This is a genomic window from Rhodococcus sp. ABRD24 (genome assembly GCF_004328705.1).
GTDB lineage: Bacteria > Actinomycetota > Actinomycetes > Mycobacteriales > Mycobacteriaceae > Prescottella.
Genome location: NZ_CP035319.1, coordinates 1,022,396 through 1,035,467, shown reverse-complemented (window position 1 = coordinate 1,035,467; position 13,072 = coordinate 1,022,396). Strand labels below are relative to the sequence as shown.

Here is a 13,072-nt window from a genome sequence, read left to right as displayed (position 1 = left end):
TTCGCGAGTCGATCCGGAGCCTGGCACATGTCGACACTGAGTGACCTGCTCGCCGAGCACACCGACCTCCCCGGAAGCGCGGTCGATCACCTGCAGCAGGTGGTGGGCGAATGGCAGCTACTCGCGGATCTGTCCTTCGCCGACGTCCTGCTATGGGTGGCGACCGAGGGTCACGGCGATCGCGACGAACCGGGCTCGGTCGTGTGTGTGGCTCAGTGCCGGCCGACCACGGCGTCGACTGCATTCCCGGACGACGCGGTGGGGTCGGTGGTCTCCGAGTCCGAGCATCCGCAGGTGCTGCGGGCTTTCGTCGAGGGCGAGATCGTCACCGAGGTGGACGACTCGTGGCGAGGTGGGACTCCGTTGCGGCGCGAGGCGGTCCCGGTGCGCTGCGACGGCGAGGTCATCGCGGTTTTGAGCCGCGACACCAATCTGGCGCAGCAGCGCGCCCAGAGCCCCCTCGAGATCGCGTACCTGGACTGCGCGGCCGACCTGTGCCAGATGATCAGCGAGGGTACGTTCCCCAATCCGGTATCGCGTTCGGACACCAACTCCAGCCCGCGTGCGGGTGACGGATTCATCCGCCTCGATCCGGATGGCCGCGTTGTCTATGCGAGTCCCAATGCACTGTCTGCATACCACCGGATGGGTTTGAATACCGACCTGTCCGGTCAGGACCTGGCGTCCACCACCCGGTCGCTGATCACCGATCCGTTCGAGTCGCAGGAGGTTGCCGACTACATCAGCGGAACCCTCTCCGGCCGGCTCGGTCATCGGATGGAGATCGAGGCGCGTGGCGCGATCGTGCTGCTGCGCGCGCTGGTTCTCAAGCCACACGGCAAGATCGTCGGCGCCGCGGTGGTGATTCGTGACGTTACCGAGGTCAAGCGTCGGGACCGCGCGCTCCTGAGCAAGGACGCCACCATCCGGGAGATCCATCACCGGGTGAAGAACAACCTCCAGACGGTTGCGGCTCTGCTGCGTCTGCAGGCGCGCAGGACGGAGAACGAGGAGGCGCGGCAGGCGCTGAGTGAATCGGTGCGGCGCGTGACGTCGATCGCGCTCGTGCACGAGACACTCTCGATGTCGGTGGACGAGGAGGTCGACCTCGACGAGGTAGTGGACCGCCTCGTGCCGATCCTGGCGGACGTGGCCTCCGTCAACCTGCCGATCAAGATTCAGCGCGTGGGCAGTCTCGGTGTCTTCTCTGCCGAACGCGCGACACCGCTGGTGATGGTGCTGACCGAATTGGTGCAGAACGCGATCGAGCACGGCTTCGAGCCCGGGGAGCCCGGCACGGTGTACCTGCGTGCGGATCGCTCGGCGCGCTGGCTCGACGTTGTCATCCACGACGACGGGCGCGGTCTGCCGGAAGGGTTCAGCCTGGAACGCTCCGATCGGCTCGGGTTGCAGATCGTGCGGACGCTGGTGGGTGCGGAACTCGGCGGATCGCTCGGTCTGCACCCGTCACCGGACGGTGGAACCGACGCTGTGCTCAGGGTCCCGCTCGGTCGGCGATCGCCGCGGCTGTGAAACGGGCCTGAGCCTGACCCGGCGGCCTCCGGGATGCAGGTGAGGACCGGCACGATACACGTGAGGCCCGGCACCGTCGGTGCCGGGCCTCACGTGTCGGTCTGGAGAATCAGACTGCGGTGCGTGCGCGGGTGCGGGCGTTGCGGCGCTTGAGTGCGCGACGTTCGTCCTCGCTCATGCCGCCCCAGACGCCGGCGTCCTGGCCGGATTCGAGGGCCCACGACAGGCACTCCGCAGTTACGGAGCACCGGTTGCACACCACCTTGGCATCAGCGATCTGAGCGAGGGCCGGACCGCTGTTTCCCACTGGGAAGAACAGCTCGGGGTCCTCGTCGCGACAGATTGCCTTGTGGCGCCAGTCCATCCTTCTACTCCTTAACTGGGTGCGCCGTGCACCGTTTTGTATTCACTAGTTCATGGGTGCTTACTTGGTTGTTTCAGCACTGTTACTTGTGAATGCTTTCACGAACGAGAGGGAAGTCAATAGGAATCGGCTGCACCGTGGGGAAGCTCACTCGGTTAGGCTCGCCTATGCAGCACTGCGTTCCTTTGTACACCCACCTGCGGCGATGCGCACCCCATGTGGGCATTTCGGTCTTGTATCGGTCGGCGACAGGTAGCTCGGGCTCCCAATCCGACGTTAGATCAAGGTCGGGTGGGGGCTACGACCTCGAGTGCTTCGGGTACCGAAACGAATGTGACGTCGGTCCGCATCCCGATATAGTCCCCGTCCATTTGAAGACCGATCGGGGCGCTCGCGTGGATACGGATTCGAGCTACATCGTCGAATCGAATCAATGCGCGTGATTTAGGTGACAATCCTGCCGAAAGTAGTTGACGAACGACGCGAAGACTGGCAAAGACGCCGGTCGTCCGCATTGCGAACAGGCCGAGCCCGGTGTCGAACGTCGTGCCCGGGTTCGTGTGCACCTCCCGCTTGTTCAGATAGGTCCACGGCGTCGAGTTGGACACGAACGCGTAGTGGACCCCGTCTATCGGGTCGTGATCGGGCACCTCGACGGTCAGGGTCGGTTCGGCGCGCTTGCTGCGGAAGAAGGCGCGGATCGCGTGCCGGACGTAGCGGCCCGGCGTGACGGCCTCACCGTTGGTGCGACCGGCGTCCACGGCCTCGCACACCTGCGCATCGAGTCCCATGCCGGCGTTGAACGTGAACCAGCGGTTGTCGCAATGGCCCAGACCGATGGTGCGGCGGGTCCGGCGCCCGAGGAGGTCGATCAGCTGGTTGGTGGCATCGACCGGGTCGGCGGCAATACCGAGCGAGCGTGCGAACACGTTCGCGGAGCCACCGGGGACGACAGCGATCAGCGGGATGGGACCGATCGGCACCGAGCGCATCGTCTTGGGGTGCGGTGCACCGAGAAGGCCGTTGATCACCTCGTTCACGGTGCCGTCGCCGCCGTGAACGATGATCAGTGCGATGCCGTCGGTGCGAGCCTTCGCGGCGAGTTCGGCAGCGTGTCCGCGGTGCGTGGTGTGGACGACGGTCAGCCGTACCCGGCTCGACAGCGCGTGCGCGAGGAGGTCGCGGCCCGCAGGCGTGGTCGAGGTGGCGTTGGGATTGACGATCAGCAGCGCACGCACGGGGCATCAGCCTAGCCGGGTCCCGGCCGTGATCTAGGCTGGCTGCGTGTCGAACCCGCCTGAATCTGTCCAGACTCCCAGTACGGTCCGTGGGGCCGGAGCGCTGGTTGCCCTCGAGGGTGCCATTGCGGTGGGTATCGCGATCGTTCTGGTGATGCGTGGCTTGCTCGGCCATGACCAGAGCATGACCAATGGGTACGGCACCGCTGCATGGTTCGCGATTCTCGGTGGGGCCGTCCTGGCGGCGGGTATCGGTCTGCTCCTCGGTCATCGCTGGGGACGCACGATCGGCCTTCTCACCCAGCTGCTGTTGCTGCCGGTCACGTGGTATGTGCTGACCTCGCACCGGGTGGTCTGGGGCATCCTGCTGGGCGCGGTGGTGCTCACTGCCCTGGTGCTGCTGTTCGCGGGTAGCACGTCGCGGTGGATGGCCGAGGGCTACGGCGCCCCCGACGAGGACTAGGCCCAGCCGTTACCGAGCCTGGGTCGCCAGTGCGGCCAGCGCGTCGCCGCTGAGGCGGTATGCGGTCCACTCGTCCTGAGCGACGGCACCCAGGGACTCGTAAAATCCGATCGACGGGGTGTTCCACTTCAGGACGGACCAGGCCAGGCGGGTGTAGCCCTTCGCGATGCACTCCTCGGCCAGGGTCGCGAGCAGCGCTGTGCCGTACCCCGATCCGCGATGTTCGGGTGTGACGTACAGGTCCTCGAGGTAGATCCCGTGGACACCGTCCCACGTCGAGAAGTTCCGGAACCACAGCGCCGTCCCCACGATCACCGGCCTCCGGTTCCCCGGGGTCACCACCTCCACGACGTGCGCGAAGGCGGCCGGTTCAGGACCGAACAGCGCGGTCTCGATCTGATCGGGCACGACCGTGCATTCGTGGCGGGCCTTCTCGTACTCGGCGAGCTCGTAGATCAGGCCGGTGATCGCGGCGACGTCGTCGGGGGTGGCGCGCCGGATCACCGCCACGGAATGTGCGCGTCCGGCCGCTGGGCCGAAGTTCTGCTGTCCGGGTGTCACCGCAGTCCCTCCTGTGGTGTCACGTTGTGGGTGAGCACCATCCGCGAACCGTGTTCGTATCCGAGCACTGTGTGTGCGGCGGGATAGAGGGCGAACCGCCGTCCCTCGGACGTTGGCAGACCGATCCACCGCGCGATCACCGCGCGGAAGAAGTGGCCGTGCCCCACCAGCACCACGTCCCGGTCGGCGAGTGCTGCCTCGGATGTGTGCACCACCAGGTCGGCGCGCGCGGCGACCTGCTCGTGCGTCTCGCCGCCGGGACAGTGGTGGGTCCAGACAGTCCAGTTCGGAACCTGTTCGCGGATCTCCGGTGTGGTCAGCCCCTCGAACTCGCCGTAGTTCCACTCCGTGAGGGCATCCCAGCGGCGGTCCTCCGTCAGGCCCGCGAGGTCGGCGGTGAGGTGGGCCCGGCGTCGCGGACTGGTGACTACCAGCGGATCGCGCAGCTTCAACTCGGCCAGTTGTGCGCCCGCCTGGCGCGCCTGTACCTCGCCGCGGGCAGTGAGTGGAATCTCAGTCGTGCTGGTGTGACGGCCGAGCAGTGCCCACTCTGTCTCTCCGTGTCGCATCAGGACGAGGCGGCGGTCGGGTGAGGTCATGGATCAATCATGCCGGGTGTGCCCGAACCCTCGCGCTCGGGCCTCGAGTGCGCAAGGATCGAGGCCGTGACGACGGTACTGGCTGTGGCGAATCAAAAGGGTGGGGTGGCCAAGACCACGACGGTGGCTTCGCTGGGAGCGGCCCTCGCGGGTCTGGGCCGGCGCGTGCTGGTGGTGGACCTCGATCCGCAGGGGTGTCTGACATTCTCGTTGGGGCACAACCCCGACCGGCTCGAGGCGTCCCTGCACGAGGTACTCACGGGAGAGATCGAGGCGAAGGACGTGCTCCTCGAAACCGACGACGGGGTGATGCTGCTGCCGGCGACCATCGATCTGGCCGGCGCGGAGGCGCTGCTGTTGATGCGTCCTGGACGGGAGTTCGCTCTCAAGCGGGCGCTGGCCCCGTTGCACGACGACTTCGACGTGATCGTCATCGACTGCCCACCGTCGTTGGGCGTGCTCACCCTCAATGGACTGACCGCTGCGCAGTCGGTGCTGGTGCCGCTGCAGTGCGAGACACTCGCGCACCGCGGCGTCGGGCAGTTGCTGCGGACGGTCTCCGAGGTGCAGCAGATCACCAACCCGGACCTGGTGCTCCTCGGTGCGTTGCCGACGTTGTACGACGCTCGTACCACGCACAGCCGGGACGTACTCTCCGATGTCTCCGACCGCTACGACCTTCCGGTGCTCGCGCCGCCGATTCCGCGGACAGTGCGATTTGCGGAGGCCTCGGCGTCGGGATCGACGGTGCTCTCCGGCCGGAAGAACAAGGGTGCTGAGGCATATCGCGAACTGGCACAACATCTCTCGGCCTACTGGTCGTCCGGCGCGGAACTGGTCACCTTCTCGTCGTTCGAGGGAACAGCGTGACCTTCGTGGCTCAGCCCGCGAAGTGCCGGGTGAGGTCCTCCGGGGTCGGCTCCCAGATCGAGGGCCAATCGGTCTGACGCAGCAGGGCGTCGGTGCCGCCATCGGCGAACAGGACACTGCCGCACAGCAGTGATGCTGTGTCGCCGGTCAGGAACTCGATGAGTGCCGCGATCTCGTCTGGCCGGCCCCGCCGTCCGAGGGGCACCGGGTAGAAGTCCAGGGCTTTCGCGAGGCCCGGATCGAGGTCGGGCCCCGATGTCATCGGCGTGTCGATCATTCCGGGCGCGATGGCGTTGAGCCGGATGCCCGCCCCGATCCAGTCCGCTGTGACCGCGCTGCGCCGCACCCAGTGAGCCAGCGCCAGCTTCGACGCCGGATATGCGGGAATGGCACCGACGGTATCGCCGAGTGCCACCGCGGCGGACTCGTCGCCCGCGAGGCAGGCCGCGACCAGTTTCTCGGGGATTCCGGGCTGGGTGCTGGTGCTACTCGACGAGATCGCGACCGCGTACGCCTGTCCCGCGCGAGCCAGTGCGGGCCGCAGGCCGTCGAGGAAGTTGACGGCGCCGAAGTAGTTGACCGCCACCAGTTTCCCGCCCGAATGCGAGGACAATGGGCCCAGGCCCGCGCAGCACACGACGCCGTGCACGAGGCCGGAGGTGGAGTCCAGCACCGCGGCAACGGCATCCTGGCGACCTTCGATGCTCGCAAGATCGGCAGTGATGTCCGTGCCGGCAAGATCGACGCCGATCGCGTCGTGACCGGACGTGCGCAGGCGGTCGAGCGTGGCGGCGCCGATGCCGGAGGCGGCGCCCGTGACGACGATGTTGACCATGGTCGAATTAGAACATGTTGCAATCGGGGACCGGTGCACATCGGCGGCGCCGTTCTTTCAGCGGGGCGCCGTGCTCAGCAGTGCCGTTTCAGCGCAGTGCCACGACGTCGTCCCCGCGCTGTTCGAGTACTACGTCGCCGAGGACGGCGGTGCTGATCGGTGCGACGTCGCTGTCACGGATGACGGGGATCAACCGCTGCTGGGTGCCGGTCGAGGGATCGAGTACCGCGATCGCGCCGGTGACGGGGACGATCAGCGAGCCGGCCATCAACGAGCCGGGGCCGAGTGCGCCGGGGTAGGTCCAGCGTGGTGCCAGCTCTGTGGAGGAGAGGGCGACCAGGTCGGTGCCCGTCCACCACGTGAACACCGAGCCGTTGCGGGCGGCGACGGCGTCGGCGTCGGCGTCGGTCGTGACGGGATACTGCGCCACCGGGTTTCCGGTGCCGTCGTAGACGCCGATGCGGGGTCCGGCGGTGGGTCCGGCTGGCAGGTACACCGCGGTCCGGTCGCCCGACGACGCGATGATGCGGGCTCCGGGTGATTGAAGGTCGGTGAGTACGGCCGAGCCGAACTCCTCGGGTTCCTGGCTGTCCTTCGGCGCGGCGTCGAGCACCGTGATCCGTTCGACCGGCTCGCCCGGGCAGTGCTGCAGTACCGAGACGCGGGTACCGCTCGCGGCCGCGGAGGACAGCCCGCATCCCGGGTGTGGTTGCTTGCCTGGATTGACCGGGGCGTCGACGCGACCGTACTCGAGCGTGCGCACCAGGTCTGATCGCCACAGCTCCATGCGCGAGGACCCGCGGGAGACGACGTACGTGCCGTCGTACGACAGTGCTACCGAATCGTCGGCGTCGCTGGTGCGCTGGGCCTCGCGTACTCCGGTGGCCCCGGCGAGCTGGGTGACCTGACTGCACCCGCGGTGGTCGCGGTACACCGAGACCACCGTGTTCCATGCGCCGATGACGCCGCAGAGGTCGAGATCCCGCTGATAGCGCCACAGCTCGGCGCCGGTGAGCCGGTCCCGGCCGGTGACGGTGCCGCCCTCCCCGGTTGCGACAGCCCCGCCGGCCACGACGGGTGCCGTGGTGGCGGGGCTGGGGGAACGCCAGATCTCGTGCAACGACTCGGGGACGGACAGGGCCGTATTTACTTCTGCTGCAGGTGCATCCGCAGTGATCGAGGTGGTGCCCCGAGCGTCGCTGCGGAACCAGATCACCGCCGTAGCGGCCGCGACGACGATCACGATGATCGCCGCGACGGCGACGTCGAGGCGGGTACGACGCTCGGGTGCCAGCACAGGTGGCAGGTTACTCCGAGTTGCTTCGGCTACGCGCTCGTCCGCTCCGAGCCAGCCGCGACGCCCGCTGCCTCGGCGCCGGACTGGTCCGGTGCACCTGCGGCGTTGGACCGCCGACGGCGACGGCGACGGCTCGGAGCCGACGGCTGATCATCCGAGGCGGGCCCGGCAGCGGTGGGTGCATTCTCGGCGGCGACCACAACGGTGCCGTCGGCCTGTGCGCCGCCGTTCTCGGACTTGCCTCCGCGGGTGCGGCGACGTGTGCGGGTGCTCTTCGGGGTATCCGACTTGTGGGTGTCGGTGGCCGTTTCAGTGGCCGGTTCGGCGGCCGGACGCTCGGCCCGCGGCTTGCGGATCGTGCCCTTCGCGTCGGCCGGGATGCCAAGGTCCTCGAACAGGTGCGGGGAGCTCGAGTACGTCTCGGCGGGCTCCGCGATGCCGAGGTCGAGTGCCTTGTCGATCAGCTGCCAGCGGGGGATGTCGTCCCAGTCGACCAGCGTGATCGCGATACCCGTTCGGCCCGCGCGACCGGTGCGGCCGATGCGGTGCACGTAGGTCTTCTCGTCCTCGGGACACTGGTAGTTGATGACGTGGGTGACGTCGTCGATGTCGATGCCGCGGGCAGCGACGTCGGTCGCGACGAGCACGTCGACCTTGCCGGAGCGGAATCCCTTGAGCGCCTTTTCGCGCGCGATCTGGCCGAGGTCACCGTGGACGGCACCGACGTTGAAGCCGCGCTCGCCCAGATCGTCGGCGACCTTCTGCGCGGTGCGCTTGGTGCGGGTGAAGATCATCGTCGCGCCGCGGCCCTCGGCCTGCAGGACACGGGCGACCATCTCGGCCTTGTCGAGTGCGTGTGCGCGATAGATGTACTGGGCGGTGCGCTCGTGGACCGCGGACGAGTCCGCTTCCTCGGCGCGGATGTGCGTCGGCTGCGTCAGGAACGTGCGGGCCAGCGTGATGATCGGGCCCGGCATCGTGGCCGAGAACAGCATCGTCTGGCGACCGGGAGCGGAGCCTGCGGAGCGACCCGTCGGACCAGCGGGAACCATGCCGAGGATGCGCTCGATGTCGGGCAGGAAGCCGAGGTCGAGCATCTCGTCGGCCTCGTCGAGGACGAGGACGCCGATCTTGCCGAGGATCAGATGACCCTGGTTGGCGAGGTCGAGCAGGCGACCTGGGGTGCCGACGATGACGTCGACGCCCTTGCGGAGCGCGTCGATCTGCTGCTCGTAGGGGCGACCGCCGTAGATCGAGAGGACCTGCAGCGGCTTGGTGCCGGCCTTCAGGTACTTCGAGGCATTCTCGAGGTCCTGCGTGACCTGGATGCACAGCTCGCGGGTCGGGACGATCACCAGGGCGCGGGGGGTGCCGTCGAGCGGGGTGGTGCCGGACCCGATGGTCGCGACCCTGTGTAGAAGCGGGACGCCGAACCCGAAGGTCTTACCCATGCCGGTACGGGCCTGGCCGATGAGATCGTCGCCGGCGAGTGCGAGCGGGAGCGTCAGCTCCTGGATGGCGAAGGTGCGCTCGATGCCGATTTCGCCGAGTGCCTTGACGATCTCGTCGCGGACACCGAGCTCACTGAACGTCGGCGGGGTGTGTGTCTCGTCCAACTGCGCGGAGAGTGTGGTTTCGGTTGCTTCGTCTTCGTGGTCGATCGTGATCTTGCTCAGGGAACTGGCCTTCCTCGTATCGGCACGCACGCACGAGGTAAGGGGCCAGGCCGTAAGTCGGCCGATGTCGGTGCCCTCTTGTGTCGGTGTCCGCCGGGCCGTCTTCTCGGCCGCTGCCTCAGCACGGAAATCGGTGTCGATTTCGGCGAGATACGGTGGACACCGTCGATCAGGTGCGCGCACATTATCTTCGGGATTCCGATTCCGAGTCCGAACCGCGTGCGAATCGTCTCGATCCACGTCCGAAATCAGGTTCGGTTCCTCGGCTCCGCAGCGAGAACTACGGCGCGGAATTCACGGACTCCCGCGCCAATTGTAGCTCTCGTGCAGGTGCTATCCCGCACATCCATGGCGTAGGTCACCATTTCGGGTGTGTCCTGTCGGGCAAGGCGGGCCCTCTCGACGGATTAGGCTGTGTCGTCATGGGAGCCGATTCGTCAACCTCGTCCGCGCCGATCATCGCCGCCGACCACTCCGGAGTCGCGGATCTGTTCGCGGTCCTTGCCTACGGTGAGATCTCCGCGTTCTACCGTCTTGCCGAAGATGCCCAAATGGCTCCCACGCTGCAGGGACGGGTTGCGTTCGCGAGCATGGCGGCCGCCGAGATGTCGCATTTCGAGACGCTCGAGCGGGCCCTGACCGAACGTGGCTTCGAGATCTACGCGGCGATGGATCCCTTCGTGCGGGCGCTCGACGCCTACCACGCATCCACCGACCCCTCGACCTGGCTGGAGTCGCTTGTGAAGGCGTATGTCGGAGACGGGATCGCTGCCGATTTCTACCGCGAGATCGCGCACTCCCTGGACCCCACAGTGGGTGGCATCGTCCGTGAGGTGCTCGCCGAGGTGGGGCACTCCGAGTTCGTCGTGCACGAGGTTCGGGCCGCCGTCACTGCCAGCAAGCAGGAGAAGGACCGGCTGATGCTGTGGGGCCGTCGGCTCCTCGGCGAGGCCATCACACAGGCGCAGTTCGTACTGGCCCGCCGCGAGGACCTCACCGACCTCGTGATCACCGCCACCGGGAGTCTCAACGGTGTCGCGGCGCTGTTCGACAACATGCAGGCCAAGCACGCCGAGCGGATGGCGGTACTGGGTCTGGTCTGACCGCGTTGTTCGCTGTCAGCACAGCGCTCGGACAGGCTGGCAGGCGCTGCGCTGCACTAATCTGGCCGGGACAGCTGAAAGCGTTCGAAGAGTTCGGAGGTTGACCGTGGAGGTCAAGATCGGTGTAACTGACAGCCCGCGTGAGCTCGTCGTCAGCAGCGTTCAGACGCCTGAAGAGGTGGAAACGCTCGTCACGAACGCGCTCGGCGGCAAGGCGGACGGCGTCCTTTCGCTCGTCGACGAGAAGGGACGGAAGTTTCTGGTCCAGGCGAGCCGGATCACCTACGTGGAGATCGGACCGTCGGACAGCCGCAAGGTCGGATTCGCGGCCACGAGCTAGAAAACACACAGGTAGGGCGCGCGGTCTACAAAGATCGCGCGCCCTACCTGTGTTTTCTGATGTCTGCTTCGCCCGGCTACTTCGGATCGTTGTGCAGCGGTACGTGCGACAGGCCGCCCCATGCGAGCGCGACGGTGGTGTCGACCGCCTCTTCTTTCGGGATCGGACGCGCCGCCTCGAGCCAGTACCGGGCGGTGAACTGGCTGGTGCCGACCAGGCCGACGGCGAGGATCCGCGCCCGGTAGGGATCGAGTCCGGAGTCGTGGGCGACCAGGTCGAAGACGGCGTCGACGCACGCCTCGGTGGCCTGCTCGACGCGTCGCTGCACCTGTGGCTCGCCCATCAGATCCGACTCGAACACGAGCCGGAAGCCCTGGCTGTCGTTGTCGACGAAGTCGAAGAACGCCTGGACGGCCGCGCGCACCCGCTGCCGGTTGTCGGTGGTGGACCGCAGCGCCTGGCGGACACCCGAGATAAGGCTGTCCACGTAGCTCTGGAGTACCGCCACGTACAGTTCGAGCTTGCCGGGGAAGTGCTGGTAAAGCACCGGTTTGCTCACTCCGGCGCACTCGGCGATCTCGTCCATCCCGGCGGCGTGGTAGCCGCGGCTGACGAACACCTCGCTGGCAGCTGCAAGCAACTGAAGGCGCCGCGCGTCCCGCGGCAGTCGGGTGCTGCGGCGGGCGCCTTGACCGCTTGCGGTCGTGGCGGCGCGATCGGATGGGGTCCGATCCGCGAGTTCAGTCATGTCGCTCCCAATCTGCACAAAGAGCCCCGTTTCTATCGCGTGCGAATGCTCTCGAACGCGTCGGGGCAAGATAAATCATTTGCACGATACCCGGACGGTTCTTCGTCGTATTCGCTGTACGGAGTTGTCGCTGACTGCGAGTACTCCAGGATACGACGATCGGGAGCCGTCGGGCGAGAGTTCGGGCTACCCGTGCACGCGTGGACGGCAACATCGCTCCGGTGGCACACTTCACTTCGATGTCCGGTTCGGGTCGTTGATCCGGCGTGCCGGGTGAACAGTGCGACGGACTGTGAGATTCTGGCGGGGTGACTGACCGAGGAGGACCGCGCCTGCGGGGCAGAGTTCCCGAGGTTCCCGAGGATCGCGCGGCGCTCGCCGCAGACAATCACGGCGGCAACGATTCCGCACGCGCCCCCGACCCGCACGAACCGTTGCGGGCACTGTGGGATCCCACCCGCCGGAACATCGGTCGGCCTCGTGTGCCGCGTCCGGACCGGGGCGTCAAGAAGCAAAGCCGGCTCGGCAGGTTCGTCTCGATGTACGGCTGGCGCGCGTATGCAATCCCGGTACTGGTGGTCGTGACGTTGCTGGTGCTGGTGGATGCGGTCCGTAGCGTCGGCGATACCGAGTCCACCGGTTCGGCGGACCCCGGCTTCGGGGTACGCAGTGACTCCGACGGCACGGACGTCATCGGTGTCCCGCCGGTCGCAGACGGCAACTACGCGGGGACGGTCCCGGCCGGGGCTCTACCCGAGGGCGGGCCGTTCACCGTGGCCGGCGCCGGCACATGGCACGTGGTGCCGGGTGCTACCGGGAAGATCGGTGAAGGTACCGAGCGGGTGTTCAGATACACCGTCGAGATCGAGGACGGCGTCGACACGGCCGGGTTCGGCGGCGACGAGTCGTTCGGCCGGATGGTGGACCAGACCCTCGGCAACCCGAAGAGCTGGACCAAGGACCCGCGGTTCGCGTTCCAGCGGATCGATCAGAGTGATCCGGCGCTGGCTCCCGGTGGCGCCGGTCCGGATTTCCGCATCTCGCTCACCTCGCAGATGACCATCCGGCAAGCCTGCGGCTACGACATCCAGCTCGAGGTGTCCTGCTACAACCCCGGCATCGACCGTGTGGTGCTCAACGAGCCCCGCTGGGTGCGCGGCGCGATCGCGTTCCAGGGCGATATCGGGTCGTACCGGCAGTACCAGATCAACCACGAGGTGGGGCACGCCATCGGATACCAGGCGCACCAACCGTGCGAGACGGACGGTGGGCTGGCGCCGGTGATGATGCAGCAGTCGTTCGGCACCGCCAACAACGACATCGCCGTCCTGGACCCCAAGGGCGTCGTCCCGATGGACGGCAAGGTGTGCCGCTTCAACCCCTGGCCGTACCCGAGAGTCTGACTGGGGGGGGTCTGACAGCTGGGGAGCCCGACAACCGGAGAG

Annotated in this window: 14 protein-coding genes; 6 read left to right on the top strand and 8 right to left on the bottom strand. The window is 67.2% G+C overall.

The genetic code is table 11. The features are described from left to right. Nucleotides 1-27 precede the first annotated feature (27 nt). Nucleotides 28-1,533, top strand: coding sequence for a PAS domain-containing sensor histidine kinase (locus tag ERC79_RS04575; RefSeq protein ID WP_131576113.1), 1,506 nt, complete (start codon nucleotides 28-30; stop codon nucleotides 1,531-1,533). 109 nt (nucleotides 1,534-1,642) lie between these two features. Here ERC79_RS04575 and ERC79_RS04570 read toward each other — a convergent pair whose 3' ends face one another. Then, nucleotides 1,643-1,897 carry a WhiB family transcriptional regulator gene (locus ERC79_RS04570; RefSeq protein WP_131576111.1) on the bottom strand — a complete coding sequence of 85 codons (255 nt, stop codon included), beginning with the start codon at nucleotides 1,895-1,897 and terminating at the stop codon, nucleotides 1,643-1,645. Between the two features lie 281 nt (nucleotides 1,898-2,178). Next, complete coding sequence (locus ERC79_RS04565) at nucleotides 2,179-3,135, bottom strand: diacylglycerol kinase family protein (protein ID WP_131576109.1); 957 nt, start codon at nucleotides 3,133-3,135, stop codon at nucleotides 2,179-2,181. A 46-nt stretch (nucleotides 3,136-3,181) separates the two neighbouring features. On the opposite strand from ERC79_RS04565, the gene ERC79_RS04560 reads away from it, so the two are divergent. After that, on the top strand, nucleotides 3,182-3,598 hold the full coding sequence (locus tag ERC79_RS04560) for a hypothetical protein (protein ID WP_131576107.1): 417 nt from the start codon (nucleotides 3,182-3,184) through the stop codon (nucleotides 3,596-3,598). A gap of 9 nt (nucleotides 3,599-3,607) precedes the next feature. On the opposite strand, the gene ERC79_RS04555 is transcribed toward ERC79_RS04560, so the two are convergent. Both ERC79_RS04555 and ERC79_RS04550 read right to left on the bottom strand, forming a co-directional pair. After that, complete coding sequence (locus ERC79_RS04555; protein WP_131580747.1) at nucleotides 3,608-4,102, bottom strand: GNAT family N-acetyltransferase; 495 nt, start codon at nucleotides 4,100-4,102, stop codon at nucleotides 3,608-3,610. Between the two features lie 53 nt (nucleotides 4,103-4,155). Continuing rightward, nucleotides 4,156-4,758, bottom strand: a complete 603-nt coding sequence (locus ERC79_RS04550) for an acid phosphatase (protein ID WP_131576105.1) — start codon at nucleotides 4,756-4,758, stop codon at nucleotides 4,156-4,158. Nucleotides 4,759-4,824: 66 nt separating this feature from the next. On the opposite strand from ERC79_RS04550, the gene ERC79_RS04545 reads away from it, so the two are divergent. Beyond that, nucleotides 4,825-5,628: an AAA family ATPase gene (locus ERC79_RS04545; RefSeq protein ID WP_131576103.1), complete on the top strand. Its 804-nt coding sequence runs from the start codon at nucleotides 4,825-4,827 to the stop codon at nucleotides 5,626-5,628. A gap of 10 nt (nucleotides 5,629-5,638) precedes the next feature. Here ERC79_RS04545 and ERC79_RS04540 read toward each other — a convergent pair whose 3' ends face one another. The 3 genes from ERC79_RS04540 to ERC79_RS04530 form a co-directional block, all read right to left on the bottom strand. Beyond that, nucleotides 5,639-6,463: an SDR family oxidoreductase gene (locus tag ERC79_RS04540; RefSeq protein WP_131576101.1), complete on the bottom strand. Its 825-nt coding sequence runs from the start codon at nucleotides 6,461-6,463 to the stop codon at nucleotides 5,639-5,641. Between the two features lie 88 nt (nucleotides 6,464-6,551). Further along, entirely contained in the window at nucleotides 6,552-7,760 is a 1,209-nt protein-coding gene (locus ERC79_RS04535; protein WP_131576099.1) for a hypothetical protein, read from the bottom strand. A 29-nt stretch (nucleotides 7,761-7,789) separates the two neighbouring features. Next, the gene (locus ERC79_RS04530; RefSeq protein WP_131576097.1) at nucleotides 7,790-9,466 is read right to left on the bottom strand and encodes a DEAD/DEAH box helicase; all 1,677 of its coding nucleotides are present in this window, start codon (nucleotides 9,464-9,466) and stop codon (nucleotides 7,790-7,792) included. Between the two features lie 392 nt (nucleotides 9,467-9,858). On the opposite strand from ERC79_RS04530, the gene ERC79_RS04525 reads away from it, so the two are divergent. Together ERC79_RS04525 and ERC79_RS04520 are read left to right on the top strand one after the other, a co-directional pair. Next, the gene (locus ERC79_RS04525; RefSeq protein WP_131576096.1) at nucleotides 9,859-10,539 is read left to right on the top strand and encodes a ferritin-like fold-containing protein; all 681 of its coding nucleotides are present in this window, start codon (nucleotides 9,859-9,861) and stop codon (nucleotides 10,537-10,539) included. A 106-nt stretch (nucleotides 10,540-10,645) separates the two neighbouring features. Next, a complete protein-coding gene (locus ERC79_RS04520) occupies nucleotides 10,646-10,879 on the top strand; it encodes a DUF3107 domain-containing protein (RefSeq protein ID WP_165497039.1) in 234 nt (77 codons plus the stop codon). 76 nt (nucleotides 10,880-10,955) lie between these two features. On the opposite strand, the gene ERC79_RS04515 is transcribed toward ERC79_RS04520, so the two are convergent. Continuing rightward, nucleotides 10,956-11,627 (bottom strand): TetR/AcrR family transcriptional regulator, encoded by a 672-nt coding sequence (locus ERC79_RS04515; RefSeq protein WP_131576092.1) that lies wholly within the window; start codon nucleotides 11,625-11,627, stop codon nucleotides 10,956-10,958. A 308-nt stretch (nucleotides 11,628-11,935) separates the two neighbouring features. Between ERC79_RS04515 and ERC79_RS04510 the strand changes: the two genes are divergently transcribed. Beyond that, nucleotides 11,936-13,030 carry a DUF3152 domain-containing protein gene (locus tag ERC79_RS04510; RefSeq protein ID WP_131576090.1) on the top strand — a complete coding sequence of 365 codons (1,095 nt, stop codon included), beginning with the start codon at nucleotides 11,936-11,938 and terminating at the stop codon, nucleotides 13,028-13,030. Nucleotides 13,031-13,072 lie beyond the last annotated feature (42 nt).